We start from the raw sequence: 24,685 nt of genomic DNA, 5'->3' as shown, positions 1-24,685 counted from the left end.
GATGCAGGTGTTCTGGTTCGAACGCTGGAATTTGCGCAGACGATAGATGTCAACGCCAGCGTCGCCCAGTTCCAGATCCTCGGTGGCGCGGATAACGATACGCTGGGCATCGACCTGGTCGATGATACCGGCGCGTTTCGCTTGAATCGCAGCACCCGAGTCGATCGCAACCTTTTCCTCGATACCGGTACCGACCAGCGGCGCCTCGGCCCGCAACAGCGGAACCGCCTGACGTTGCATGTTCGAGCCCATCAGAGCGCGGTTGGCGTCGTCATTTTCAAGGAACGGGATCAGCGATGCGGCGACAGAAACCAGCTGTTTCGGCGACACGTCGATCAGGTCCACATTCTCGCGCGGGGCGAGGGTGTAGTCACCAGCCTGACGGGTCGACACCAGATCGTTGATGAACTTGCCATCAGCGTCCAGAGTCGCGTTCGCCTGCGCCACGGTGTGACGCATTTCCTCGGTCGCGGACATGTAGTGAACCTCATCGGTCACCTCAGCGTCTTTGACAACGCGATAAGGTGTTTCGATGAAGCCATACTTGTTCACGCGGGCGAATGTGGCCAGCGAGTTGATCAGACCAATGTTCGGACCTTCCGGCGTTTCAATCGGGCACATCCGGCCATAGTGGGTCGGGTGAACGTCGCGCACCTCAAAGCCCGCACGCTCACGCGTCAGACCACCGGGGCCAAGCGCCGAGAGACGGCGTTTGTGGGTGACTTCCGACAGCGGGTTGGTCTGGTCCATGAACTGCGACAGCTGCGACGAACCGAAGAATTCGCGAACAGCAGCCGCAGCCGGTTTCGCGTTGATCAGGTCCTGAGGCATGACGGTGTCGATCTCGACCGACGACATCCGCTCTTTGATCGCGCGCTCCATGCGCAGCAGGCCAACGCGGTACTGGTTTTCCATCAGTTCGCCGACCGAACGTACACGACGGTTGCCGAGGTGGTCGATATCGTCCACGTCGCCTTTGCCGTCACGCAGTTCCACCAGCGCCTTGATGCAGGCCACGATGTCTTCGCGGCGCAGGGTGCGCAGGGTGTCCGGCGCATCCAGAGCCAGACGCATGTTCATCTTCACACGGCCAACAGCGGACAGGTCATAACGCTCGCTGTCGAAGAACAGCGTGTCGAACAGGGCCGATGCAGCTTCGACGGTGGGCGGCTCGCCCGGACGCATGACGCGATAGATGTCCATGAGCGCGCTTTCGCGGTTCATGTTCTTGTCCTGCGCCATGGTGTTGCGCATGTAAGGGCCGACATTGACGTTGTCGATGTCCAGAACCGGGATGTCGGTGATGCCCGCGTCGATCAGTTCCTTTGCGGTACCGCCGATCAGGTCGCCATCCTTGTCATATTCCAAGGTCAGTTCGTCACCGGCCTCGACATAGATCGCGCCGGTTTCTTCGTTGATGATGTCCTTGGCGACATACTTGCCAACGATATGGTCGAACGGAACCAGCAGGTCGGTAACAACGCCTTCTTCGATCAGTTTCTTAACTGCGCGCGGGGTGACTTTCTTGCCTGCTTCAGCAATCACTTCACCTGATTTCGCGTCAACCAGATCATAGGTCGGACGGGTACCACGCACACGCTCAGGGAAGAACGGCGTGATCCAGCCTTTCTTCTTGTCCAGTTTGTAGGACACGGTGTTGTAGTAGGCATCCATGATGCCTTCCTGGTCCAGACCCAGAGCGTAAAGCAGTGTGGTCACCGGCAGTTTGCGGCGACGGTCGATACGAGCGAATACGATGTCCTTGGCGTCGAACTCAAAGTCCAGCCAGCTGCCGCGATACGGGATGATGCGGCAGGCGAACAGCAGTTTACCCGAGGAGTGGGTTTTGCCCTTGTCGTGATCAAAGAACACACCGGGCGAACGGTGCATCTGGGATACGATCACGCGCTCGGTACCGTTGACAACGAACGTACCGTTCGGGGTCATCAAAGGCATGTCGCCCATGAAGACATCCTGTTCTTTGATGTCTTTGACCGATTTTGCACCGGTATCTTCATCGACATCAAACACGATCAGGCGCAGAGTGACCTTCAGCGGCGCGCTGTAGGTCATGTCGCGCTGCATGCACTCTTCGACGTCATATTTGGGCTTTTCCAGATCGTATTTCACGAACTCCAGAACGGAGGTTTCGTTGAAATCCTTGATCGGGAAAACCGACTGGAACACACCTTTGATGCCTTCGCCGTCAGTGGGCTGCTCTGCATCGCCGGAGCGCAGGAAAAGATCATAAGAAGATTTCTGGACCTCAATGAGGTTCGGCATCTCCAGCACTTCGCGGATTTTGCCGTAATATTTACGAAGACGTTTCTGGCCAAGGAACGTTTGAGCCATGTCAGATGTCACCTTTCGATGTTCTCAGCGGGCAAAGACACCGTCGGGCCCCGGCATCTTGCACATTCGAGACGACACGTCCGGATCAATTCATGGCCACCGTCCCGAAGGCAGCCTCCCGATCCGAAAACCGTGTCTTAGAAAACGCCCCAGATATTGAGGCCCTTTCTAAGACAGGTTCGGCTGGACCCGGATTTCTCCGGACCCAGCCAAATTTTTCGGCACATCAGCGATGCACCAGAGACTAAGCTTAGGCCAGCTCGACTTCGGCGCCAGCTGCTTCCAGCTTGCCTTTGATGTCTTCTGCTTCTGCTTTGTCTACGCCTTCTTTGATCTTGCCGCCGGCTTCGACCAGTTCCTTGGCTTCTTTCAGGCCCAGGCCGGTGATGCCGCGAACTTCTTTGATGACGTTGATTTTCGATGCGCCGGCGTTCTTCAGAACGACGTCGAATTCGGTTTTTTCTTCCTCAGCTGCGCCGCCAGCGTCGCCACCAGCTGCAACCATTACGGCGCCGCCAGCTGCAGGCTCGATGCCGTATTCGTCTTTGAGGATAGTTTTCAGTTCTTGTGCTTCCAGCAGGGTCAGACCCACGATGCTTTCTGCGAGTGCTTTCAGATCAGCCATTTTATCAGCTCTTTCCGTTTACAGTGTGTGTTCCAACGTCAGGGTATTTACCCTACGCAGATCATTCAGTGCCAACCGCTTACGCAGCTTCCGCCTTCTCTTCGATGGTGGAAAGGATGCTTGCGATGTTGCTTGCAGGTGCGCCAATCGCGCCGGCGATGTTCGAAGCAGGTGCGCCAATGCAGCCCACGATCGAAGCAATAAGCTCCTCGCGAGACGGCATTTTCGAAACGGCTTCAACGCCTTTGCGGTCCAGAGCGTTCTCGCCCATTGCACCGCCGAGGATTTCAAAATTCTTGTTATCCTTGGCGAAGTCCTCGGCCACCTTGGCTGCCGCCACGGGGTCCTCGGAATAGGTCAGAACGGTCATCCCTGTCAGCAGGTCGGCCATGCTTTCACACGGCTTACCCTCAAGGGCGATTTTGGCGAGCCTGTTCTTGGCAACACGCACGGAACCTCCGGCTTCGCGCGCACGCGAACGCAGGTCCTGCATCTCGGCAACTGTCAGACCGGCGTAGTGCGAAACCACTACGACGCCAGAGCTTTCGAAGATTTGGCCGAGTTCCTCGACCACTTTCTCTTTCTGGGCTCTATCCACAGTTCTCTCCAAGTTAGGGATGAAACCTCATCCCGGCTCATATTTGCCGCAGCTTACGCTCCGGCGTTCAGGTCCGTTGTTACGGGATTGGCCAAAATTCGCCCGAGGGTCAGGACCCTCGAAATTCTTTGGTCTTACCCGTCTCAGGCAGGGAATTAAGACCTTTCGTAAGGTCACCCACCGTCTTGGACGAAACGAAATAAAGCGCACGACGAATCGCACGCTTTACTCCGCAGTTCTCTTTAGGGCAGATGGCGGGGGTTTCCAAGGGGTAAATTGGTCAGATTCCGGAAATCCACCTGGCTCACTTTCGAGCTTTGGCCAACAGAGAAATGGCAGCCATTGACACGTAACCTGCGCTGAGGTCCTGTCACCCGCACATACAGAAGATCAATCACAGGCACCAATCTCCGAATGCCGGACCTTACCGAGAGCGAAAGACAGTTTACATCCGACTGCGTGGCTGAGTTTCTGAGTTACGCGAACACTGACGCTACGGAACAAGTCGAGTGCATCTACCGCTCACATGCTTTCCCAAATTCGCGCCTCGTCCTGAAGGTTCAAACCAAGCCCGCAACCTACGCTTTAAAGATTGATACAGAGGCTCCTGACACCGGAAGATTGCGCGATGAATTTGACCTTCTGACCAAGCTGAATATCCATTTCGAGGACAACCCAACCACTCAGGTTATCCGCCCGGTATATCTGTCAGACACAAACTCCTTTTTCGTCACAGAGTTTATTGACCGGCCGACAGCAGTGGATCTGATCTACAACAGCACGGATGACGATCAGGTCGCACAGGTATTTCGTCGTGCGGGATCTTGGCTCAATGACCTTCATAGTCGCCAATTGCCGGTAAGCTATGCCTTCCGACCAAAGTGGATGACCGACAGCATTAGTGATCTGCTGGATGCGGTGCCCTATGAGATCTCGGATCAAAGTCGGAGATGGGTGAACATCATGTTCGCCGAAGCCGCCCGCCTGAAAGGCATTGAAGACATTCGGGTCTTTTCACATGGCGATTTTCATGGGCAGAACCTGATCATCGGACAAGGCAAAACGATTGGTCTGGATTTCACCGAAGCCCGAGAAAAACTGGCGGTGTATGACATCGTTGATTTTCTGAAAGCAGATATTTTTCGGGGAGGTGAGGCATCAGACGTGGATCGAAGCGGCATCCTGAAGAGAAACAAAGATATGTTTTTCCGCCGCTACAAGCACCCCATAAACACCGAGATTCTGGATTTTTGCATCCGGGGGCGGTTGCTGAAAGACTGGTTCTTTCTTCACCAAAGACGCCATGATTGCAGCGAATTCGAAGAGCACAAGCGAGAGCGCCTTGGCATCCGGCTAAGGCAAGTATTCGGCTAGATCATCGGGGAGCTCTCCGCTCATCCACAAACATCGATCCCCAAAAGAAAACCCGGGTGGCTTTCGCTACCCGGGTGAATACTGTCACTACTGGTCGCTAAGGCTTATTCGCCCGCAGCAGCTGCAACGTCCAGAGTCACGCCAGGGCCCATGGTCGAGCTCAGTGCGATTTTCTTCATGTAGGTGCCTTTGGCGCCCGACGGCTTGGCCTTGGCCACGGCCGAGATGAAGGCGCGGACGTTTTCGACCAGCTTGGCTTCGTCGAACGACGCTTTGCCAACACCGGCGTGCACGACGCCACCTTTTTCAGCTTTGAACTGAACTTCACCACCTTTGGCAGCTTCCACGGCCGCTTTCACGTCCATGGTCACGGTGCCAACTTTGGGGTTCGGCATCAGGTTGCGAGGGCCCAGAACTTTACCCAGACGACCGACGATCGGCATCATGTCAGGGGTCGCAATGCAGCGATCGAATTCGATGGTGCCGCCCTGAATGGTTTCCATCAGGTCTTCTGCGCCAACGATATCTGCACCTGCTTCTTTCGCTTCGTCAGCCTTGGGGCCACGAGCAAATACAGCAACGCGCATCGCTTTACCGGTGCCGTTCGGCAGGCCGACAACGCCGCGAACCATCTGGTCAGCGTGACGAGTGTCAACACCCAGGTTCAGAGCGATTTCGATGGTCTCGTCGAATTTCGAAGTTGCGTTGGCTTTGACCAGAGCAACTGCTTCGTCCACCGACAGGTTTTCCTTGCCAGCGACAGCTTCGCGCGCAGCGCGGGTACGTTTACCGAGTTTTGCCATCTTACTTCACCTCGATGCCCATAGAGCGGGCCGAGCCCAGGATGATCTGCATTGCGCCTTCGACGTCGTTGGCGTTCAGATCTTTCATTTTGGCTTCGGCGATTTCACGAACCTGCTTCGAAGTCACGGTTGCCACGGTCTCACGACCTGGGTTTTCCGCGCCACGGGGACGGTTACGCTTGCCAACCGGCTTCAGACCAGCTGCTTTTTTCAGGTAATAAGACGCAGGCGGCGTCTTGATGTCCATGGTGAAGGACTTGTCCTGATAATAGGTGATCACGGTCGGGCAAGGTGCGCCTTGCTCCATGTCTGCGGTCTTGGCGTTGAACGCCTTGCAGAATTCCATGATGTTGATGCCGCGCTGACCCAGCGCCGGACCAACTGGCGGCGACGGGTTCGCCTGACCTGCAGGAACCTGCAGTTTCATTGTACCAGCAAGCTTCTTGGCCATTTGGTTTTCCTTTCAACTTAGGTGAAACGCGTTCCACCCAGATTATGTTGCGTGGTCCGATCCGGGATCGCGATCCCAGCAACCTCCCACGAGAGAATCTCGCCCGAAGACGATAGAGGCGGCGTTTACAGGGGAATGCGGGGGTTGGCAAGGGGATCACTGACCCAATCCGAGACGACTTACAGGGCAACTTTCAAAAACAGTCACCTGCCCATCTATACTACTTCCTTGCATGCTTGCACGCGATTCCGAGTAAAACTTGCCAAACACATTCAAAAATTGCGACCCTTGGATGAGTCGGAACTGCGTGTTTGGTTTCTCGACGATATCCTTATGGGAGGGCTTTCGATGATATTTTCCAAGACTTTCATAAATGTAATAACACTTAGCGCCGGGATCACCACAGCCGCAGCGACAATCACGATAGCGCAAAACAAGGAACCTTCGGAATGGTCAAGGACCGACCCATACCCCAACCAAACTGTTTACTACCCGGGAACTGAATCTCTGAGGCCTGACGAGATGCGGGTTATCGCTTGCGGAACGGGGATGCCTCAACCCCGTCTTAAACAAGCTGCCGCCTGCTTTCTTGTTGAACTGGGCAATGGAGAGAAATTCATCTTCGATATGGGCGAAGGGTCATATGAACGGATCATGGCGCTTGGCATACCCCTGGATCAATTGGATAAGGTATTTTTAGGTCACTTGCACCTTGATCATGCAGGCGATTTTCCAGCCTTCTATTTTACCGGCCCCGTAAACAATCGCTTAACTCCAGTCCGCCTTTGGGGGCCTGAGGGGATCAAGCCGGAATGGGGCACTAAAGCATGGTCCGACCACATGATGAAGATGTGGGCCTGGGAAGAAGCGACCCGAGGCGCGGCAGTCGATCCGAGAGGATTGCAGCTTGAAGTGAACGAATTCGATTGGAAAGCTGTAAACAATGTCATCTTTAATGAAAACGGCGTTCAAGTCAGAACACTGCCAGCTATTCATGGCGAGCAATCGGTTAGTTTTCTATTGGAATGGAATGGCCTCAAGTTCGCTTTTTCCTCTGATACACTCCCGACACGCTGGTGGAGAGAGCATGCCGCCGGTGCCGATCTTGCCATCCACGAGTGCTTCACTCCCCCTGAATACATGATCGAAAAGTACGGTTTTGAACCATCTGAGGCGATTTTTGTGGGCTCACAGGGGCATACAGCTGCACAGGCGTTTGGGAAGATCATGTCTGAGACAGAACCGCGACTGGCAGTTTGTTATCACTTCCAGAACGATCATGACATCGCGTTAGCCGTCTATTCGGCAATACGGGAAACCTATGACGGCCCGTTGGATTTAGCAGCTGATTTCATGACATGGAATGTAACGAAAGATAGTATTCGAACCCGGCAAGGGATACCCAACGAAGAGTCCTTTCCGGCACCGGTTCAAATGGCGAAGCAACCCCCAGACTCTGCCGCAGAGTTTCCATTCTCCGAATTCGATCTTGAAAGCATGGACCTTGGGGCTGCCGAAGCTACAAATGACATGATCGAAGCATTCAATGAGCGCTCGGGCAACAATGAGGTAGGTGCCTACACCAGCCTTCCCTTCAAAGAATAGGGAGCTAGTTCTGCGACGTTCGCGAACTTGGCTGGTCAGCGATCACAAAACTCATAAAGCAAAAAACGCCGCGTGGTCGATGACAACGCGGCGTTCTGAAATGCTCTGAGAAGCTATTCAGCCCTGCTTCGTGACCTGCGTAAAGTCCAGCTCCACCGGAGTTTCCCGACCAAAGATCGAGACGGTCACTTTCAGCTTCTGGTTCTCGTCGTCCACGCCTTCGACCATGCCGTCGAAATCTTCGAACGGGCCGTCGTTGACCTTGACCTTCTCGCCCACTTCGAAGGTGATCATCAGCTTCGGCGCTTCTTCACCTTCCTGAACGCGGTTGAGGATCTGGTTCACCTCGGCGTCGCGCATCGGCATCGGGCGCCCTTGCGGGCCCAGGAAACCAGTGACGCGGTTGATCGAGTTAATCAGGTGATAGCCCTGATCCGACATTTCCATGTGCACCAGCACGTAGCCGGGCATGAAACGACGTTCGGTCGTGACCTTCTTGCCGCGACGTACCTCGATCACCTCTTCGGTGGGGACCAGTACTTCGTCGATGTCGTCCTCAAGGCCCTGCTCAGCCACGGACGTGCGGATCTGTTCTGCGATCTTCTTTTCGAAATTCGAAAGAACGCTGACCGAGTACCACCGTTTCGCCATGAACCTGTCGTCCTTGTTTGCCTTTCGGGCCACCGAACGCTCGGACCTGCCCGTCATTGAAATTCTATCTCGTCACCCGGAATAAAAAGCGGCGCGCAGCCCGAATCGCCGCACGCCCATTCCGAATAGTACTGTGTCAACTACTCTGACACGGCGCGCTGTGCAAGGGGGCAGTGGCGTTTACGCGCGGCCCGGTTCGCCTTAGCTGAATGCACCGAGAACCAGTTGCAGACCACCGCGGATGGCCAGATCAACCAGTGCAAAGAAAACGGCTGTCAGTGCCGCCATGATGAACACCATGACCGTGGTCAACAGCACCTCACGCCGGGTCGGCCAGACGACCTTTGCGACTTCGGCACGGACTTGCTGAATGAACTGGATCGGGTTTGTGGTGGCCATTAGGCTTGGTCTCTCTGCTAGCGGATGGGCCGGACATAGCCGGGCATTACGGCAAATTCAAGGGCAGTTGGTACAACCGTGAACAAAGGTGGGGCTTCAGGGCTTTGGCCGGTCGTCCCATTCGTCACTCAGGATGCGTCGCGAGTCCCCTTCAGGGTCCTCATATTGGTTCGAACGAACGGTATAGATAAACGCCACAAGGCCAATACCGCCCAGAAGCAGTGAGATCGGGATCAGATAGGCCAATACTTCCATTCAGGTCACCTTAGGCGCAGGGCGTTCAGGGATACGGTAATCGACGAGGTCGACATCGCAAGGGCCGCAATCAGTGGTGTCGCCAGACCGGCAACGGCAAGCGGCACCGCAATCACGTTATAGACCGTTGCGATCTGAAAATTCTCACGAATCCGTTTCGTTGCTTTCACTGCAGTATCGCAGGCATCGGCAATCGGGGACAGATCATTCCCGAGCAAAACGATGTCTGATGCAACACGCGCCGCGTCCAGCGCCGAAGCGGGTGAGATCGAGACATGCGCAGCAGCAAGGGCAGCGGTATCATTCAGGCCATCCCCTATCATCAGGACATTCCTGCCCTCCTCACTGAGGCTCTGAATGCGAAGCGCCTTGTCCTGAGGCAATGCCTCGGCAACCCAGTTTTCGATCCCAAGCTTGTCGGCAAGCGCATGAACCGCACCCTCTGTATCGCCGGAGATAAGAATCACCTCTTTGCCGGATGCCTTAAAGGCCTCAACCGCTTCCTGCGCGCCGGGGCGCAAAACGTCAGAGTATCGGAACGCAACGGGTCGATCCGATCCGACAGCAAGCCAGGCTGATGTCTGCGTATCCTGCTGCCCGCCTACCCAGGCGGAACGCCCAAGGCGAACACGCTGGCCTCGATACTCGCCTTCGGTTCCATATCCGGGCACCTCAGTGATATCTCGAACCTTGGCAGGCTTGACCCCGGCCTCTCGTGCCGCCTTTACCAGCGCGACGGACAAAGGATGTGCCGACGCCTCAGCCAGCGCCAGCGCCACTTCAAGATCAGAACGGGAATGATCCCCCAGATTGATCAGTTCAGGCGCACCCGAAGTCAGAGTGCCGGTTTTATCGAATACGACTATGTCGACCTCAGCCAGACGTTCCAGCGCAGTGGCATGTTTGATCAGCATGCCTTTTCGAAACAAACGTCCCGAAGCAGCCGTCGTCACCGCAGGCACCGCAAGGCCCAGCGCACAAGGGCAAGTGATGATCAGAACCGCTGCTGCAATGTTCAGCGCCGTACGGATATCGCCGGAATAGATGTACCACCCCACAAAACTAAGTGCCGACAGGATGTGAACACCCGGCGCGTAAAGCTTGGCAGCCTTGTCAGCCAATGACGTGTACCGCGAGCGGCCTGACTCTGCGATGGCCACCAAATCTGCCATGCGATGCAGGGAGGTATCCTCGCCCACGGCAGTTGCACGGATCGTCAACGGCCCGGTCAGATTGACCTCACCTGCACTGACCTCAAACCCCTGTTCTGCAAAGACTGGCAGTGTTTCACCGGTCAGCAGGGAACGATCCAGCTCTGACTGGCCGGAAACAATCTGGCCGTCTACAGGCATTCGACCGCCAGGCCGAACGAGGATCAACTCACCGACCTTTAGTTGAGCGACAGGAACCTCTTCTTCTGCACCATCCACCAACCGAATGGCACGTGGCACTTCGAGTGCAGTCAGTTCTTCGGCTGCTGACCGCGCCGCGGCACGCGTTCGGTAATCAAGATAGCGACCCGCAAGCAGGAAGAATGTCAGCGTCAGAGCTGCGTCGAAATAGGCGTGCTCGCCACTCAGTGCAGTTTCCCAAAGGGATGTAACCAGAGCCAGCAGAATAGCCAGCACGATCGGTACATCCATATTAAGGCGGCGAACGCGAAGCGCGCTCCACGCATTGGCAAAGAACGGTTGTGCAGAAAACGCGATAGCTGGCAGCGCGATGGCTGCTGAGATCCAGTGGAACATGTCTCGCGTCGCATCGCTCGCACCCGACCAGACTGAGACCGACAGCAGCATCACGTTCATCGACGCAAACCCGGCTACAGCCAGTCGCATCAACAAATCCCGTCCAGCCTTGTCAGTCTGTGTGGCCGACAACGCCCCCGGATCCAACTCGTGCGCCTCGAAACCCGCGTTCTCAAGAACAGGAATCAGATCTGCCGCGCGGATATCGGGGGCGGCTTTGACCATGGCTCGCTTCAGGGTCAGATTGACGCGTGCATCTTCGACACCGGGATGGGCGTTCAGCTCACGTTCGACCGTTGCAATACAGGCCGAACAATGGATGCCCGGCAATGACAGCGCAATCTGCACATCCTCGGGGATTGGCCGGGCAGGTTCGGCCGGTGTTGCGATGCAACCCGGACAAGCCGCCGTGCCAGAGCTGAGCTGTGCCGTCATCCCCTACCCCTTTACATAAAGCGGAATGCGTTGGGAAAACTCAGACCCGTCATGGTCTTTCGCAACCAGACGAATATTCCAGTTTCCTGCACCCAAAGTGGCAGGTGTCTCATAGGCAATGCCGTCAAAGGTGAAATCGGGGGTGAAATCATCACGCACGTGGGTTGCGCGACCGACCACTGCCTGCAGTTCTGCCACTTTGACCGGCGCGCCCTGCGCATCGGTGATGCGCAAAATCAGCAGACCACCTTTTGCTTCGGCCTTTACGTCCCAGCCCAGCGCCTGCTGTTCCTGCAAGCGCTCGTTGAACTCCTGACTCGCGACGTAGGAGTTTTTGACCTCGAGCCCGGGAAAGGTCTTCACAGCGCTATACGCAAGCAACAGATTGACAGATATGATTACTGCGAAGGCTGCAACGAACACAGCTAATGCGTGTTTGCCAGTAAATTGACGCTCTGCCATGATCAGTCTCCCCGTCCGTTGAACGTGGTATCTTTTGATGCGCGCTCGCCGCTGCTCAGATCTTCGACCCAGATGCGAACCGGGGTCGAGTCGGCGCTCGCCGGCGCAGTGTCTTTCGACGCTACAATGTAAACGCGGGTCAATTGTGCAGTATCTGCCGTGACATTCACAGTATCCAGATCTGTACCCTCAATCTCAATCCGCATCGACGGGTCACCGACCAAAGAGAGTTTAAACAGGCGGTCGTCTCCGTGCTTGTTCCGCAAACGCACATCATAGGTATTGCGGATCGTACCGTCTGACAGGGTCACAAAGGTTGGGTTGCGCACAGGGGCGACCGTCAGGTCGATATCGGAACGAATGAACAGTGCAAACAGCAACGCAAAACCAACCAAGGACCAAAGGGCAGTATACATAATGGTCCGCGCCCTGAAGATGTGCTTCCAGACACTCACGGGTGGTTCGCCCGCGCGCTCGCGCGTTTCGTCGCTTAGCGCCATGTAGTCGATCAATCCGCGCGGTTTGCCGATCTTGGCCATCATGTCATCACAGGCGTCGATGCACAGTGCACATGTGATGCATTCCAATTGCTGACCATCCCGGATGTCGATTCCAACAGGGCAAACATTGACGCAGGCCATGCAGTCAATGCAGTCCCCCAGTTCAGAGTCTGCAGTCCGCTTCCCTTTGCCTCTCGGCTCACCCCGCCATTCGCGGTAGCCCACGACCAAGGTGTCCTCGTCCATCATTGCGGCCTGAATTCGCGGCCACGGGCAAGCGTAAATACAGATCTGCTCTCGGGCAAATCCCCCAAACAGGAATGTCGTGCCCGTCAGGATCAGGATTGTCGTGTAAGCAATCGGATGGGCATTTCCGGTAACCAGATCACGCGCCAACGTGGGCGCATCTGCAAAGTAAAACACCCATGCACCGCCCGTCGCCAGACCGATCAGTAGCCAGGCCACCCATTTCGTAATCCGCAGCCTCGCCTTTCGGAAATCGAGCTTTTTCTGCCGGTGCAGTCGCAAACGCGCGTTTCTGTCCCCTTCGATCCAGCGCTCAACAAGAATGAAAAGGTCGGTCCAGACTGTTTGTGGGCAGGCATATCCACACCAGACACGACCAAGCGCCGATGTGAACAAAAACAGCCCAAGACCAGCCATGATCAGCAAACCTGCCACGAAGTAAAATTCATGTGGCCAGATTTCGATCCAGAAGAAATAGAAACGGCGATTTGCCAAATCCAGCAACACAGCCTGATCGGGCAGGCTGGGACCCCGGTCCCATCTGATCCATGGGGTCAGGTAATAGATACCCAGTGTTACTGCCAAAATGATCCATTTCAGGTTTCGAAATGGCCCTGACACACGTCTGGGAAAGATCGGCTCCCTAGCGGCATAAAGGCTGGGGGCGGGGTTGGAATCGCTCACGGGCTGGCTCCGGATCTGGCTCTTTTTCAGGCGACTTCTTCCAGATCATACACCCACCAACTTTGATTTGGGTCAAAAGCGTATCGCAAAGACACCTTTTGTCACACCCCGAGCGCCTGTCGCCTCAGCCAGCTAACAAATGTCTTTACCGCCTGTCTTTGTGGCGTTTGGGCCGTAACAATATGGTATCCTGCTCCATCGGGCTCGGCATAAAGCTCTACAATTCGCCCGTTCTCGATATCCTGCTCGACGAAATGTCGCACTGTAACGGTAACCCCCTGCCCGGCTCGTAGACCGTCCAACACCAGATTTCCCGGAACGACGATCCGCCCTACGCCAGGCTCCAGTTCTGCCCCGCGACCTGCCAACCACGTGGTCGCTTCGGTCGTTCCGACCTCTTCCAGCCAGGGCAATTGCGCAAGTTCGGCGGGTGACCAGTCAGATTTACCTTTGAGCAGTTCGGGTGCCGCCACGATCACCATCGGCGTCTGCAGCAGCATCTGCGCGTCAACTCCGGACCACCCACCGGCACCGTACCGGATTGCGATATCTATATCGCCCGGACGCAGTTCAACCAGATCCGGCGATGGATCCAGAATCAAGTCGATCTCAGGGTGATCTAAGCGAAATGCCGGAAGCCTGGGCATCAGCCAGGAAGTGGCAAAGGACGAAGTTAAGGACACATGCACGGGCCGGTCCGTACCAGACCGCACGAGCTCGTCGACAGCTGACCCGATTGCTCCGAACCCGAGCTGAAGGGCCCGCGCCAGATGCTCGCCTTGCGAAGTCAAAGTCAGGGATTTCCCGCTTCGATCCAAAAGAGAGACACCCATATGATCTTCAAGCGCGCGTAGCTGCTGACTGATTGCGGCATGGCTAACATTAAGTGCCGCTCCAGCCTGAACAACGTTTCGCTTTTCCGCAAATGCTGAAAAGGCTCGCAGTGAAGTTAATGGAGGAAGAGACAACCAATCCATATGTAATCCTACCTTACATATACAAATTGTAATTGAGTCGCCTTTCACCCGTCAACGGCAGATCATGAGAGCAGACGCCAATCAGTCAGGAGAAAGATCATGCTCTCGATTTTCGCCAAGTCCTTCATGACCGCGACACGAATTGATGCACCGACTGTCCGCGATGTGCCCAAGGCAAAGGCCAGCAAGCGCCGTTGGCTGCCTGCAGGCCATTGGTGGCTGCAGAGCAAGCGTGATATCGATTTGTGCGATCTGTGATATGGTGCTTTGCACCAGAGCAGGTCATCGACCTAATTCTCGGAAAATAGACACCGGCTGTTCAGGAAACGCGCGAACAGATGGAACAGCCGGTGTCAGAGCCTTCGGGCGGCGAGCCGTCCGAAGGTTTTCTTTAACCCTTACTGACCACCACCCAATTGGTGGACATAGGCGGAAACCGCACGGATCTGCGCCTCGGTCAGTCGGGTATCCCAAGGTGGCATCACACCAAATCGGCTGTTGGTCACCGTTTCGGTCAACGCCTCTTCGTCGCCACCATAAAGCCAGATAGCATCGGTCAGATTCGGCGCGCCCTGGAAAACGTCGCCAGTGCCATCTTCACCGTGGCAGGATGCACAGTTGTCTTCAAAAACAACTTTGCCCGCTTGTGCCGCCGCATCATCGGTCTGCGCGTTGGTCAGCGACATGACGTACTGAACCACCTGAGTGATCTCGTCATGCTCGAGAATCTCGCCAAAGGCAGGCATCTCGGAATAGCGTGTGTCATCACTTTCTTCGCTGCGGATACCATAGCTGACCGTGGTTACGATATCGTCCAGCGTACCGCCCCAAAGCCATGCGTCATCCAACAGGTTCGGGAAACCCGGGGCACCTTGCGCACCGGAACCATGACACTGCGCGCACCAGGTGCGGAACACCGCACCACCCGCATTGACGGCGTATTGCTGAAGCTCTGGATCTTTCGAAATGTCGTCCAGAGGTGTTTCCACCAGCTTGGCATTCCACGGAGCATTCGCCTCTTCGAAGGCAACCATCTCTTGCTGAACAATCTCGCGCGACGACCAGCCCAACACGCCCGCCGTTGCAGACTGAACCAACGGCCACGCCGGATACATGATCGTGTAGATCACAGCCCAAACGATCGTCGCGTAGAAGGTCCACAGCCACCAACGTGGCATCGGGTTGTCGAATTCTTCGATACCGTCCCAGCTGTGACCCGTGGTGTTTGGATCGCCCGGCTGTTTTTCAGGTGTCTTGCTCATTTCCTCGCCTCCTTAACTTCGGCGGGTTTGTCGTCGCCCTGCTGAGACGCAGGCGCATCGGTGTGCCGGAAGGGGATGTTGGCGGTGTCTTTGTATTCCTTGCTGGCACCAGGGCGAAAAACCCAGATGACGATGCCAACAAAGAAGGCAAACAAGAGCAGCAGCATCCAGCTATCCGCGAATTGCCTGAGGAGTGTATACTCTTCCATAACAACCCTCCCTAGCGGCTGGCGTCCGGGGTGAAGGTCGAGAAGTCGACCAGCGTGCCCAGCATCTGCAGGTAGGCGATCAGCGCGTCAGCTTCGGTTAGCTCAGGCTGACCATCGAAGTTGCGGACATTGACCTTGTCACCATAGCGCTCCAGCAGACCATCATAATCGCTGTCCGGATCAGCCTGAGCGCGGAAGTCTGCCACTGCATTCTCCAGCATCTCTTCGGTATAGGGCGTGCCGACTACTGCGTTTGCCGCCATGATGTCACCGATATACCTGCCGTCGATCTTACGGCGCTCGAGGAACCCGTATTTAGGCATAACCGATTCAGGTACAACCGATTGTGGATCGCGCAGGTGGTCCATTTGCCACTGGTCCGAATAACGGCCTCCAACACGCGCCAGATCAGGCCCGGTGCGCTTGGACCCCCACTGGAACGGGTGGTCATACATCGACTCGGCCGCCAGCGAATAGTGACCATAACGTTCCACTTCATCCCGCATCGGACGGATCATCTGGCTGTGGCAGGTGTAGCAGCCTTCGCGGATGTAGATATCACGCCCAGCCATTTCGAGAGGGGTGTAAGGGCGCATGCCCTCCACCTTCTCGATGGTGTTCTCAAGATAGAACAGCGGGGTGATTTGCACGATGCCACCGATGGTCACGACCAGAAAGCTGAAGATCAGCAGGAGGGTCGCGTTGGTCTCGAGGATCTTATGTTTGTCGAGAATTGCCATAGCTACCGGCCCTCCTTATTCAGCCGGGACCGCGACGGTCAGGCTGGCCTCTTTGGCCGGCGCTTTCCGCACAGTCATCCACAGGTTGTAGCACATGATCAGCGAGCCAGCGACGAACATGACGCCACCCAGAGCACGCACCACATACATCGGGAACTTGGCAGCCACGGTGTCGGCGAACGAGTTCACCAGGAAGCCGTTGGCATCCACTTCACGCCACATCAGGCCTTCCATGATACCGGTGACCCACATCGACGCGGCGTAGAGCACGATACCGATAGTGGCGAGCCAGAAGTGCCAGCTGACCATCTGCAGCGAGTACAGACGCTCACGCTTCCACAGGACAGGTACCAGGAAGTACAGAGCACCAAAGGTGATCATACCGTTCCAGCCCAGCGCGCCCGAGTGCACGTGACCAATCGTCCAGTCGGTGTAATGGCTCAAGGAGTTCACGGCACGGATCGACATCATCGGACCCTCAAAGGTGGACATGCCGTAAAAGCCGACCGAGATCACCATCATCCGGATAACCGGGTCGGTGCGCAGCTTGTCCCATGCGCCCGACAGGGTCATCAGACCGTTGATCATTCCGCCCCACGAAGGCATCCAGAGCACGACCGAGAACACCATGCCCAGCGTCGAGGCCCAGTCTGGCAGCGCGGTATAGTGCAGGTGGTGCGGACCAGCCCAGATGTACAGGAAGATCAGCGCCCAGAAGTGGATGATCGACAGTTTGTACGAGAACACAGGGCGTTCGGCCTGCTTGGGAATGAAGTAGTACATCATGCCCAGGAAGCCCGCGGTCAGGAAGAAGCCAACAGCGTTGTGGCCGTACCACCACTGGATCATGGCATCCTGAACACCCGACCAGACGATAACCGATTTCGAACCCCAGATGCTGACAGGGATGGTCATATTGTTAACTAGGTGCAGCATGGCGACGGTGACGATGAACGCCAGGTAGAACCAGTTTGCCACGTAGATGTGGGGTTCTTTCCGCTTGATGATCGTACCCAGATAGACCGCCAGATAAGCCACCCAGACAATGGTCAGCCACAGATCAACATACCATTCAGGTTCGGCATATTCCTTGGACTGGGTTCCGCCCAATACGTAACCGGTTGCTGCCAGCACGATGAACAACTGGTAGCCCCAGAATACAAACCACGCCAGATTGCCACCCCACAGCCGCGCAGCGCTGGTGCGCTGAACTACATAGAATGAGGTCGCGATAAGTGCGTTACCGCCAAATGCAAAGATCACAGCTGAAGTGTGCAACGGCCGTAAACGCCCAAAGTTCAGATAGCCTTGGGCCCATTCAAAGTTGAGTCCGGGAAAGGCCAACTGGAACGCAATAAAGGTCCCTGCCAGAAATCCGACAACGCCCCAGAATGCCGTCGCAATCACGCCATAGCGGATCACGTCATCCATGTACTCGGCGGAGCGATCAACAAGAATATCTGGCTCGTCAGTGTTTCTTAGCGTCCAGATAAACAACCCACCGGCGATGATCATCACCAGAATCGCATGCACCTGATACGCCAAATCCCGTGCATAATTGGACCCTATCGCTGCGAATAGCACGATAAGCCCAAGCACGATCAGCTTGATGTAATTCGACATATTGCGTCCCTTTGCCATGCTCTGCGCGATTCTTTTGTGGCGCAGAACCTTTTTGACTGGCTGCTGTATTGTCGGACAGCAGCCGCCGCTGCTTTGATCTGTATCAAGACAATAGCCTGTTTTCTGTGACAGGCATAAATAAATGAATATGTTACCTGTGCACATCCGGCTAACCGCCCCAAAATTGAGGTCGACATGGCTTACAAATCTCTTCTCACAATCATGACCGAGACCCGGTTTGCCCAACCGGCTCTGGCGCAGCTGGCCGCATTGGCCGAAGCACAGGATGCACATGCCGAGGCGCTTTGCCTTGGCGTCGATCGCAGTCAGACAGGGTATTACTATGCAGGTGCCAACGCGCTTATCCTGCAGGAAACTCTGACTCGGGCAAATGCCGAAGCTGATGAGATTCTGGCATCTGCTCAGGAGTATCTGGGAAAAACCGGCATACGCTGGTCTGCGGAAAACGGCGTAAGTCAGCTAGCCGATCTGAGTCGCCACGTAGCGCATCGCGCACGTTTCTCGGACCTTGTTGTCCTGCCAAAACCCTATGGCAAGGATCGTGGAGCCGAGGCCGAACCCATAGTTGAAGCAGCCATGTTCGAAGGGCACGCACCGGTATTGATCGTTCCCGAAGATGCAAAGCCGTTCTCGAAACCGCGCACCGTTCTGATTGGCTGGAACGAAAGCGTCGAGGCGATGCGGGCGATACGTCGTGCCCTTCCTTTCCTGAAACAAGCTGATGTCGCACGCATCGTGGTGATTGACCCGCCACGCCACGGACCCGACCGTTCAGACCCCGGTGGTATGCTTTCACAGATGCTCGCCCGTCACGGCGTGAAATGCGAAATAGATGTACTAAGCAAAACCATGACGCGTGTCTCAGACATTCTGAACCGACACGCCGCAGATACTGATGCGGACATGATCGTCATGGGTGCATACGGACATTCCCGTTTCCGCGAAGCGATCCTGGGCGGGGCGACTCGGAATATGTTGGAACAATCTGATGTTCCGGTCTTTTTGGCACACTGACCAAATGTATTAGATTGAGAGAACCGCCCTCAATCAGGGCGGTTCTTCTGTTCAGGCTTTTTTGATCAGCCCGATTACAAACAGCAGGATCACGGCGCCCACGGTCGCAAAGAAGATCGACGAGAACAAACCGCCGCCAACTGCAAATCCAAGGGCGGGAAAGATCAGGCCTGCCAGAAAAGCCCCAACGATCCCAACGATTATGTTGCCGACAAGACCAAAGCCTCGGCCTTCCATGATCTTGCCGGACAACCAGCCAGCGATCGCTCCGATGAACAGCATTGCCAAAAGGCTACTGAATTCCATGCCTTGCTCCTGAATGTTGTTTCACTCAAAGGCATTAGATCATGGTCGGGGCGTTCGGTCACGTACGAACGTAGTGCATGCCCTGAAACCGTTCGCGGAGTTCGCGCACACGCGGTGCGACACTCTCCGGATCTGTGGTGGACAAAGCCTCGGCGATCAGAGCCGAAAGCTCTCCTGCGTGATCTGGTGTGACACCTCGACGAACCAGTTCCGGAGTCCCAATGCGCAAGCCGTTCATGTCTCCTTCTACCGGTGCGGTCGGCAATCCGATCCCGCAAGCAAGGAAGCCTGCCTTTCGCAGCGTTTTTGAAGCGGCCTGCCCGCCTCCAAAGCGCGCTGCCTCCAACGCAAACTGATGGGACTCAGTTGCGCCTCCGGCACCTTTGAACACCGGTAATCCGATTTCTTCCATTTCCTTGGCCATCGCTTGCGCAAGCTCGACCATAGCCTGACCGTAAGCGGGACCAAATTCGATCCAATCCAGCAGGGAAATCGCCAAGGATGCTGATTTGGCGGCATCAAAGTTGGCGGTCATGCCGGGAAAGGCGATGGCGTCCAGCCGTTCTGCAATCTCAGCGTCATTGGTGACGATGAGGCCGCCGGCAGGGCCACCTAGGCTCTTGTAGGTGCTCATCGTCGTAAGATGCGCGCCTTCATCCAGTGGATTTGACCAAACGCCACTGGCGATGATCCCGCATTGATGAGCAGCGTCAAACAGCACCTTCGCGCCTACTTCGTCCGCTATCTCCCGGACAGCGGATACGGGATGCGGAAACAGGTTCAGCGAACCCCCAACTGTGATGAGTTTAGGTCTGTGCGTTTTTGCCAACTCACGCAAACCGTTCAGATCAAGGCTATAACCATCAGCATCGACCGGAGCGTTCAACGTATTCAGACCGTAAAGACCCGCACATCCATCTTTGTGGTGCGTCACGTGTCCCCCGACTGTCGCGGGAGGGGCAATAATTGTATCCCCGGGATCGGTCAGCGCCATAAAACCGTAGAGGTTAGACAACGCACCCGAAGCAACACGAATTTCCGCGTATTTCGCGTTGAAGACCTTCGCTGCGAGTTCCGCCGCGATAACCTCTATTTCTTCAATCGCTTCCAGCCCCATCTCATACTTATCGCCGGGATAACCCAGAGACGGGCGACTACCCAAGCCAGCTGCCAGGGCAGCCTCAGCCCGGGGGTTCATGACATTTGTTGCCGGATTCAGGTTGAAGCACTCTGCATCGTGGATCTCTGAATTTCGCGCGATCAGCGTCTCGATCTGTTTGTCGATTGCGTCCGGGTCGATAGGCTCAACGGCCTGAGCAATCTGCTGGACGCGGTCTTCACATTGGGTCGGGACCCATGGGCGGCGGGCGAGTTGTGGCATCTGATCCTCCGTTTTCAAAGTCAGAGTGCAAAGATCCCAGCTTGCGATCAAATCAGTTTTCCGAAAAAATAGGGGCAGAAAATCTGAGCCTAATATTATGCCTGTTGCACCGCCGCGTCCTAAACCACTGCCTCTGAATGCGTTACGCGCGTTCGAAGCCGCCGCGCGACTGGGCGGCTTTTCCTCTGCCGCGATCGAACTGGGCGTCAGTGCGGGCGCGATTTCAGCCCATGTCAAAGCACTGGAAGAAGACCTGGGGGCACCTTTGTTCGATCGAAACGCACGAGGCGTGGCCCTTACAGCCTTGGGTCAAAAGGTTTTGCCCGACCTTACGTTGGCGTTCGACATGATGGGTCAGGCAACTCAAACCCTGCGAACCGAGGCTCGACCGCAGGTAGTTCACATCGTGACACTGCCTTCGATCGCACAGCTTTGGCTGTCACCCAGATTGCCCGAACTCCGTTTGGCGGAACCGGAAATCGAGGTTTCGCTAACAGCCGAAGAAGCGCCCCCAAACCTCAAGCGTGCGCCTTATGACATATATCTGTTCTTTGGCGGCGAACTTGGTGAAGCCGTCTCGAACAACGTCATTTTCCCGGTTTGCGCGCCTGCTCTCGCAAACCGTCTGAAAACACCAGAAGACTTATCCAGTGTCACTTGCCTGTCGGATTCCACTTGGTTCAACGATTGGCAGCAATGGACCTCCGCAGCTATGCCCGAACAGGGATTTGCCCCTAAAGGCCCTGTATTTTCGCTCTATGCTCTCGCGGTTGAAGAGGCATTGAATGGCGCAGGTGTTTTGATGGGCCATAGCGCACTTGTGGAGCCGCATCTCAAAAGCGGACGGCTTGTTGCACCGTTTGAAACCAAGGTCACATTGCCGGACACGCTGAACCTTTGGTGTCCGCGCCCCTTGCACCCCCGTTCGCCCGTCGAAAGGGTTGTGAGGTGGCTCAAAGGGATTGGTTAGACCAGAAAGCCGCCATCAGTATCGTCACCGGCCTCTTCCATCAGGCGTCCCATATCCGGGATAGTCACGTGACGTTTGCCTTCCAGAAGGATGACCTGATCCTTTTTCAAGGCTGAAATCTGACGACTTACGGTTTCCAAAGTAAGGCCCAGATAGTCCGCCATTGCTTCGCGCGTCAGAGGCAGGTCGAATACGATCGGACCCGACATACCCTTCTGGCTGACCGACGCATCGCGGCGTGCGATGATCGACAGGAGGCTGGCGATCTTTTCCCGCGCGGTCTTACGACCAAGGACCAGCATCCATTCCCGTGCCGCATCCAGCTCGTCCAAAGTCATCTGCAGCAGACGATGCGCAATATGCGGCGTATGGCTCATCAGATCCTCGAACGGCTTCTTGCGAAAGCAGCACATGACCACGTCGGTGGTCGCCTGAACATCGTATGGTGCCGATTCGCGCCCCGGGCGGCCAACAAAGTCGCTGGGCAGCAAGAGGCCGACCATTTGTGTGCGACCATCTTCCATCGTCTGGGTCAGCGATGCGATTCCGGACACAACAGAGCCGACAAAATTCATCTGATCACCTGACCAGATGATGGTCTGCCCAGCCTCGAAACTGCGATAATATTTAATATCTTCCAGCTCTTCGAGCTCTTCCTGATCGCATTGCGCGCATACAGCCCGATGACGGATCGGACAGTCATCGCAGTTAGAATGGTCAAATTGAACAGTCAGTGTCATTCGCGTTTCCACTTGATCTCGGTCAAGGTACCTAGACGGGGCATGCCATAACGGTATCGCTATGATAGTGAAACCTCAATTGGCCAAGCTCGGACTTTTTGACGCGAAAGTACCGCGTTACACGAGCTATCCTACCGCCCCGCATTTCAGCAATGATGTGGGGCCTGACCGTTTTGGCGACTGGATTTCGGACATAAAACCCGGAAGTGCCGTTTCGCTTTACATACATGTTCCATTCTGCCGCAGGCTGTGCTGGTTCTGTGCCTGCAGGACGCAAGGCACGCAAACGGACAATCCCGTCATTGCTTATGTAGACGTCCTGAAGGCCGAGCTTGATCTGCTGGCGCAACGTCTGCCCAGCGGTGTGACCCTGTCGCGGCTACATTGGGGGGGCGGCACCCCAACGCTACTGAACCCGGACCTGATGCGGGATCTGGCCAGTTATATTCTCGGCATCGTGCCCATGGGACCAGATGCCGAGTTTTCGGTCGAGATCGACCCAAACGAGGTTGATGAGGCGCGTCTGGACGCGTTGACCGAGGCGGGAATGAACCGTGCCTCGATCGGTGTGCAGGACTTCGATGATGAGATTCAGAAGACCATCGGGCGCATACAGAGCTACGACACAACTCGTGAAGCCATTGAAATGATCCGGGCACGCGGGATTTCGAGTCTGAACGCAGATATCCTTTATGGCCTGCCACATCAGACCAAGACCCGGATGACCGAAAGTGTCCAGAAACTGCTGTCGCTGAATCCGGACCGCGTCGCGCTTTATGGTTATGCGCATGTGCCATGGATGGCCAAGCGTCAGCAACTGATCCCGTCCGAGGCTCTGCCGACACCCGAACAGCGCCTCGATCTTTTTGATACGGCGCGTCGGCTATTCCTCTGGGACAACTACGCCGAGATCGGAATTGATCACTTTGCTACGCAGGATGACGGGCTGACCCATGCGCTGAAGGCCGGCAGGCTCAAACGGAACTTTCAGGGCTATACCGACGATCAGGCCGAGGTGCTGATCGGGGTTGGCGCCAGCTCAATCTCACGCTTCCCGCAGGGCTATGCACAAAACGCGCCAGCAACCTCGGCGCACACCAAAGCCATTCGCAACGGCCAGTTCTCGACATCGCGGGGACACTTGTTCAAAGGTCAGGATGTACTACGGGCACGCCTGATCGAGGCCCTGATGTGCGACTTTCGGATCGATTCGGCAGAAATCTTGCGGGACTACGATGTTTCCGTCTCGGAACTGCAGCGCATGTATCGGACAACCAACGTTGCGTTTGACGGGCTGCTGAAGATAACTGATGAAGGCCTGTTCATACCCGTCGAAGCACGTCCACTTACTCGAATGATTGCCCGCAGTTTTGATGCCTACGACCTCAACGAGGCCGGGCACAGTTCAGCCATCTGAAGGGGCAGCCCAGCGGGCTGTTCCATTTCCAAAAACGTCGGGGCTTGACGTGCGCCTTGAGTTTTTCCCAAACTCAATGGGCGAGACAACAAACCGCTCCGCATCTGAGGCAGGTCCAGACACAGACAATTCGTGCCGACGCTACCGCGTTCGACAATCCCTTTTCGTGCAGCCGTTCTGCAACTTGAAAGAGGGACAGCACCCATGCGCGTTTTCACCGTCCTCGGCCCCAGTCAATCGGGCAAATCAACCCTAGTCGAGGCTATAAGCCGCCTCGACGGACGCCCCACCACATTCGATGTTTCCGGAACCGTGCACTTGCACGGTTTTTCTTATCTGGACGAGCCTTGGTGCGCGATAGACGTGGATGGCGGAGGGGATTCGCTGGCATATGTCGGACCCGCAATGGCAATCTCGGACGCTGCCGTCGTCGTTGTGCCACCCGATCCGGACGCAGCGGTTCTATGTGCGCCCTATCTCAGATTGGTGGAAGAAGCCGGTATTCCCTGCTTTCTGTTCATCAACCGGATGGACAATCCCAATGGTCGGATACGCGACATTATCGCGGCGCTGCAAACCTATTGCACGCACCACATCGCCTTGCGTCAGGTGCCAATCCGCGACGGAGACAAGATTGTTGGAGCCGTTGATCTGATTTCAGAACGGGCATGGAAGTATCAGGAAGGACAACCCTCGGCTCTGATCGAACTGCCTCAGTCCGTTGAGGATCGGGAGCAAGAAGCCCGTACCGAACTGTTGGAGACACTGTCAGATTTCGATGACAACCTGCTGGAGCAATTGATCGAAGATAAGCAGCCGCCCAGCGATGAAGTCTAT

The 24,685-nt window shown here is 55.8% G+C and carries 24 protein-coding genes and 2 pseudogenes; 7 read left to right on the top strand and 19 right to left on the bottom strand.

Going from position 1 to position 24,685, the window contains the following annotated elements:
* The 3 genes from rpoB to rplJ form a co-directional block, all read right to left on the bottom strand.
* Window positions 1-2,352: DNA-directed RNA polymerase subunit beta (gene rpoB, locus E1297_RS50400; RefSeq protein ID WP_244327852.1), on the bottom strand; the 2,352-nt coding region annotated here is incomplete at its 3' end.
* Between the two features lie 250 nt (window positions 2,353-2,602).
* A complete protein-coding gene (rplL, locus tag E1297_RS22400) occupies window positions 2,603-2,977 on the bottom strand; it encodes a 50S ribosomal protein L7/L12 (RefSeq protein ID WP_155142436.1) in 375 nt (124 codons plus the stop codon).
* A 79-nt stretch (window positions 2,978-3,056) separates the two neighbouring features.
* A complete protein-coding gene (gene rplJ / locus E1297_RS22395; RefSeq protein ID WP_170337106.1) occupies window positions 3,057-3,575 on the bottom strand; it encodes a 50S ribosomal protein L10 in 519 nt (172 codons plus the stop codon).
* Between the two features lie 414 nt (window positions 3,576-3,989).
* Between rplJ and E1297_RS22390 the strand changes: the two genes are divergently transcribed.
* Window positions 3,990-4,949, top strand: a complete 960-nt coding sequence (locus E1297_RS22390) for a phosphotransferase (protein ID WP_155142432.1) — start codon at window positions 3,990-3,992, stop codon at window positions 4,947-4,949.
* Between the two features lie 104 nt (window positions 4,950-5,053).
* Here the strand turns inward: E1297_RS22390 and rplA are convergent, their stop codons facing one another.
* Together rplA and rplK are read right to left on the bottom strand one after the other, a co-directional pair.
* The gene (gene rplA, locus E1297_RS22385; protein ID WP_008758243.1) at window positions 5,054-5,752 is read right to left on the bottom strand and encodes a 50S ribosomal protein L1; all 699 of its coding nucleotides are present in this window, start codon (window positions 5,750-5,752) and stop codon (window positions 5,054-5,056) included.
* A 1-nt stretch (window position 5,753) separates the two neighbouring features.
* Window positions 5,754-6,203: a 50S ribosomal protein L11 gene (rplK, locus tag E1297_RS22380; RefSeq protein ID WP_037314971.1), complete on the bottom strand. Its 450-nt coding sequence runs from the start codon at window positions 6,201-6,203 to the stop codon at window positions 5,754-5,756.
* 348 nt (window positions 6,204-6,551) lie between these two features.
* On the opposite strand from rplK, the gene gntH reads away from it, so the two are divergent.
* A complete protein-coding gene (gene gntH / locus E1297_RS22375; protein ID WP_196223382.1) occupies window positions 6,552-7,808 on the top strand; it encodes a guanitoxin biosynthesis MBL fold metallo-hydrolase GntH in 1,257 nt (418 codons plus the stop codon).
* 117 nt (window positions 7,809-7,925) lie between these two features.
* Here gntH and nusG read toward each other — a convergent pair whose 3' ends face one another.
* From nusG to E1297_RS22340, 7 genes are all read right to left on the bottom strand, one after another.
* Entirely contained in the window at window positions 7,926-8,459 is a 534-nt protein-coding gene (nusG, locus tag E1297_RS22370; protein WP_155142458.1) for a transcription termination/antitermination protein NusG, read from the bottom strand.
* A gap of 201 nt (window positions 8,460-8,660) precedes the next feature.
* Complete coding sequence (gene secE, locus E1297_RS22365) at window positions 8,661-8,858, bottom strand: preprotein translocase subunit SecE (protein WP_155142428.1); 198 nt, start codon at window positions 8,856-8,858, stop codon at window positions 8,661-8,663.
* A 96-nt stretch (window positions 8,859-8,954) separates the two neighbouring features.
* Window positions 8,955-9,113, bottom strand: a complete 159-nt coding sequence (ccoS, locus tag E1297_RS22360) for a cbb3-type cytochrome oxidase assembly protein CcoS (protein ID WP_155142426.1) — start codon at window positions 9,111-9,113, stop codon at window positions 8,955-8,957.
* Between the two features lie 5 nt (window positions 9,114-9,118).
* A complete protein-coding gene (locus E1297_RS22355) occupies window positions 9,119-11,296 on the bottom strand; it encodes a heavy metal translocating P-type ATPase (protein WP_155142424.1) in 2,178 nt (725 codons plus the stop codon).
* A 3-nt stretch (window positions 11,297-11,299) separates the two neighbouring features.
* A complete protein-coding gene (locus E1297_RS22350; protein WP_155142422.1) occupies window positions 11,300-11,758 on the bottom strand; it encodes a FixH family protein in 459 nt (152 codons plus the stop codon).
* 2 nt (window positions 11,759-11,760) lie between these two features.
* The gene (ccoG, locus tag E1297_RS22345) at window positions 11,761-13,188 is read right to left on the bottom strand and encodes a cytochrome c oxidase accessory protein CcoG (protein WP_170337116.1); all 1,428 of its coding nucleotides are present in this window, start codon (window positions 13,186-13,188) and stop codon (window positions 11,761-11,763) included.
* Between the two features lie 101 nt (window positions 13,189-13,289).
* Window positions 13,290-14,165, bottom strand: coding sequence for a LysR family transcriptional regulator (locus E1297_RS22340; RefSeq protein WP_155142418.1), 876 nt, complete (start codon window positions 14,163-14,165; stop codon window positions 13,290-13,292).
* A gap of 99 nt (window positions 14,166-14,264) precedes the next feature.
* On the opposite strand from E1297_RS22340, the gene E1297_RS22335 reads away from it, so the two are divergent.
* A complete protein-coding gene (locus tag E1297_RS22335) occupies window positions 14,265-14,423 on the top strand; it encodes a hypothetical protein (protein ID WP_155142416.1) in 159 nt (52 codons plus the stop codon).
* A 140-nt stretch (window positions 14,424-14,563) separates the two neighbouring features.
* Here the strand turns inward: E1297_RS22335 and ccoP are convergent, their stop codons facing one another.
* The 4 genes and pseudogenes from ccoP to ccoN all read right to left on the bottom strand — a co-directional run bounded on the left by ccoP (window position 14,564) and on the right by ccoN (window position 17,999).
* Window positions 14,564-15,427 carry a cytochrome-c oxidase, cbb3-type subunit III gene (gene ccoP, locus E1297_RS22330; RefSeq protein WP_155142414.1) on the bottom strand — a complete coding sequence of 288 codons (864 nt, stop codon included), beginning with the start codon at window positions 15,425-15,427 and terminating at the stop codon, window positions 14,564-14,566.
* 65 nt (window positions 15,428-15,492) lie between these two features.
* Window positions 15,493-15,636 (bottom strand): annotated as a pseudogene (locus E1297_RS22325) (cbb3-type cytochrome c oxidase subunit 3); the annotation flags it as partial.
* Window positions 15,637-15,647: 11 nt separating this feature from the next.
* Window positions 15,648-16,376, bottom strand: a complete 729-nt coding sequence (gene ccoO, locus E1297_RS22320) for a cytochrome-c oxidase, cbb3-type subunit II (RefSeq protein ID WP_155142411.1) — start codon at window positions 16,374-16,376, stop codon at window positions 15,648-15,650.
* A gap of 15 nt (window positions 16,377-16,391) precedes the next feature.
* Complete coding sequence (ccoN, locus tag E1297_RS22315; RefSeq protein ID WP_155142409.1) at window positions 16,392-17,999, bottom strand: cytochrome-c oxidase, cbb3-type subunit I; 1,608 nt, start codon at window positions 17,997-17,999, stop codon at window positions 16,392-16,394.
* Between the two features lie 195 nt (window positions 18,000-18,194).
* Here ccoN and E1297_RS22310 point away from each other — a divergent pair, with 195 nt between their 5' ends.
* A complete protein-coding gene (locus E1297_RS22310) occupies window positions 18,195-19,034 on the top strand; it encodes a universal stress protein (RefSeq protein WP_155142406.1) in 840 nt (279 codons plus the stop codon).
* 51 nt (window positions 19,035-19,085) lie between these two features.
* Here E1297_RS22310 and E1297_RS22305 read toward each other — a convergent pair whose 3' ends face one another.
* On the bottom strand, window positions 19,086-19,340 hold the full coding sequence (locus tag E1297_RS22305; protein ID WP_155142404.1) for a GlsB/YeaQ/YmgE family stress response membrane protein: 255 nt from the start codon (window positions 19,338-19,340) through the stop codon (window positions 19,086-19,088).
* Between the two features lie 58 nt (window positions 19,341-19,398).
* Window positions 19,399-20,721, bottom strand: coding sequence for a serine hydroxymethyltransferase (glyA, locus tag E1297_RS22300; RefSeq protein ID WP_155142402.1), 1,323 nt, complete (start codon window positions 20,719-20,721; stop codon window positions 19,399-19,401).
* A gap of 97 nt (window positions 20,722-20,818) precedes the next feature.
* Between glyA and E1297_RS22295 the strand changes: the two genes are divergently transcribed.
* Window positions 20,819-21,691: a LysR family transcriptional regulator gene (locus E1297_RS22295; protein ID WP_155142400.1), complete on the top strand. Its 873-nt coding sequence runs from the start codon at window positions 20,819-20,821 to the stop codon at window positions 21,689-21,691.
* On the opposite strand, the gene fnrL is transcribed toward E1297_RS22295, so the two are convergent.
* Complete coding sequence (gene fnrL, locus E1297_RS22290; RefSeq protein ID WP_155142398.1) at window positions 21,688-22,431, bottom strand: transcriptional regulator FnrL; 744 nt, start codon at window positions 22,429-22,431, stop codon at window positions 21,688-21,690. The two genes, E1297_RS22295 and fnrL, sit on opposite strands and share 4 nt — an antisense overlap.
* Window positions 22,432-22,492: 61 nt before the next feature.
* Between fnrL and hemN the strand changes: the two genes are divergently transcribed.
* Window positions 22,493-23,848, top strand: a complete 1,356-nt coding sequence (gene hemN / locus E1297_RS22285) for an oxygen-independent coproporphyrinogen III oxidase (RefSeq protein ID WP_155142397.1) — start codon at window positions 22,493-22,495, stop codon at window positions 23,846-23,848.
* 204 nt (window positions 23,849-24,052) lie between these two features.
* Window positions 24,053-24,685: pseudogene (locus E1297_RS50395) on the top strand (elongation factor G); the annotation flags it as partial.

Source organism: Roseibium sp. RKSG952 (assembly GCF_009711355.1).
This window is presented reverse-complemented; position numbering and strand designations above follow the sequence as displayed.

Excerpts from the sequence above, each read along its gene's own strand:
- rplL (WP_155142436.1), bottom strand. The coding sequence starts at position 2,977 with ATGGCTGATCTGAAAGCACTCGCAGAAAGCATCGTGGGTCTGACCCTG.
- E1297_RS22390 (WP_155142432.1), top strand. The coding sequence starts at position 3,990 with ATGCCGGACCTTACCGAGAGCGAAAGACAGTTTACATCCGACTGCGTG.
- rplA (WP_008758243.1), bottom strand. The coding sequence starts at position 5,752 with ATGGCAAAACTCGGTAAACGTACCCGCGCTGCGCGCGAAGCTGTCGCT.
- rplK (WP_037314971.1), bottom strand. The coding sequence starts at position 6,203 with ATGGCCAAGAAGCTTGCTGGTACAATGAAACTGCAGGTTCCTGCAGGT.
- gntH (WP_196223382.1), top strand. The coding sequence starts at position 6,552 with ATGATATTTTCCAAGACTTTCATAAATGTAATAACACTTAGCGCCGGG.
- nusG (WP_155142458.1), bottom strand. The coding sequence starts at position 8,459 with ATGGCGAAACGGTGGTACTCGGTCAGCGTTCTTTCGAATTTCGAAAAG.
- secE (WP_155142428.1), bottom strand. The coding sequence starts at position 8,858 with ATGGCCACCACAAACCCGATCCAGTTCATTCAGCAAGTCCGTGCCGAA.
- ccoS (WP_155142426.1), bottom strand. The coding sequence starts at position 9,113 with ATGGAAGTATTGGCCTATCTGATCCCGATCTCACTGCTTCTGGGCGGT.
- E1297_RS22355 (WP_155142424.1), bottom strand. The coding sequence starts at position 11,296 with ATGACGGCACAGCTCAGCTCTGGCACGGCGGCTTGTCCGGGTTGCATC.
- E1297_RS22350 (WP_155142422.1), bottom strand. The coding sequence starts at position 11,758 with ATGGCAGAGCGTCAATTTACTGGCAAACACGCATTAGCTGTGTTCGTT.
- E1297_RS22340 (WP_155142418.1), bottom strand. The coding sequence starts at position 14,165 with ATGGATTGGTTGTCTCTTCCTCCATTAACTTCACTGCGAGCCTTTTCA.
- E1297_RS22335 (WP_155142416.1), top strand. The coding sequence starts at position 14,265 with ATGCTCTCGATTTTCGCCAAGTCCTTCATGACCGCGACACGAATTGAT.
- ccoP (WP_155142414.1), bottom strand. The coding sequence starts at position 15,427 with ATGAGCAAGACACCTGAAAAACAGCCGGGCGATCCAAACACCACGGGT.
- ccoO (WP_155142411.1), bottom strand. The coding sequence starts at position 16,376 with ATGGCAATTCTCGACAAACATAAGATCCTCGAGACCAACGCGACCCTC.
- ccoN (WP_155142409.1), bottom strand. The coding sequence starts at position 17,999 with ATGTCGAATTACATCAAGCTGATCGTGCTTGGGCTTATCGTGCTATTC.
- E1297_RS22310 (WP_155142406.1), top strand. The coding sequence starts at position 18,195 with ATGGCTTACAAATCTCTTCTCACAATCATGACCGAGACCCGGTTTGCC.
- E1297_RS22305 (WP_155142404.1), bottom strand. The coding sequence starts at position 19,340 with ATGGAATTCAGTAGCCTTTTGGCAATGCTGTTCATCGGAGCGATCGCT.
- glyA (WP_155142402.1), bottom strand. The coding sequence starts at position 20,721 with ATGCCACAACTCGCCCGCCGCCCATGGGTCCCGACCCAATGTGAAGAC.
- E1297_RS22295 (WP_155142400.1), top strand. The coding sequence starts at position 20,819 with ATGCCTGTTGCACCGCCGCGTCCTAAACCACTGCCTCTGAATGCGTTA.
- fnrL (WP_155142398.1), bottom strand. The coding sequence starts at position 22,431 with ATGACACTGACTGTTCAATTTGACCATTCTAACTGCGATGACTGTCCG.
- hemN (WP_155142397.1), top strand. The coding sequence starts at position 22,493 with ATGATAGTGAAACCTCAATTGGCCAAGCTCGGACTTTTTGACGCGAAA.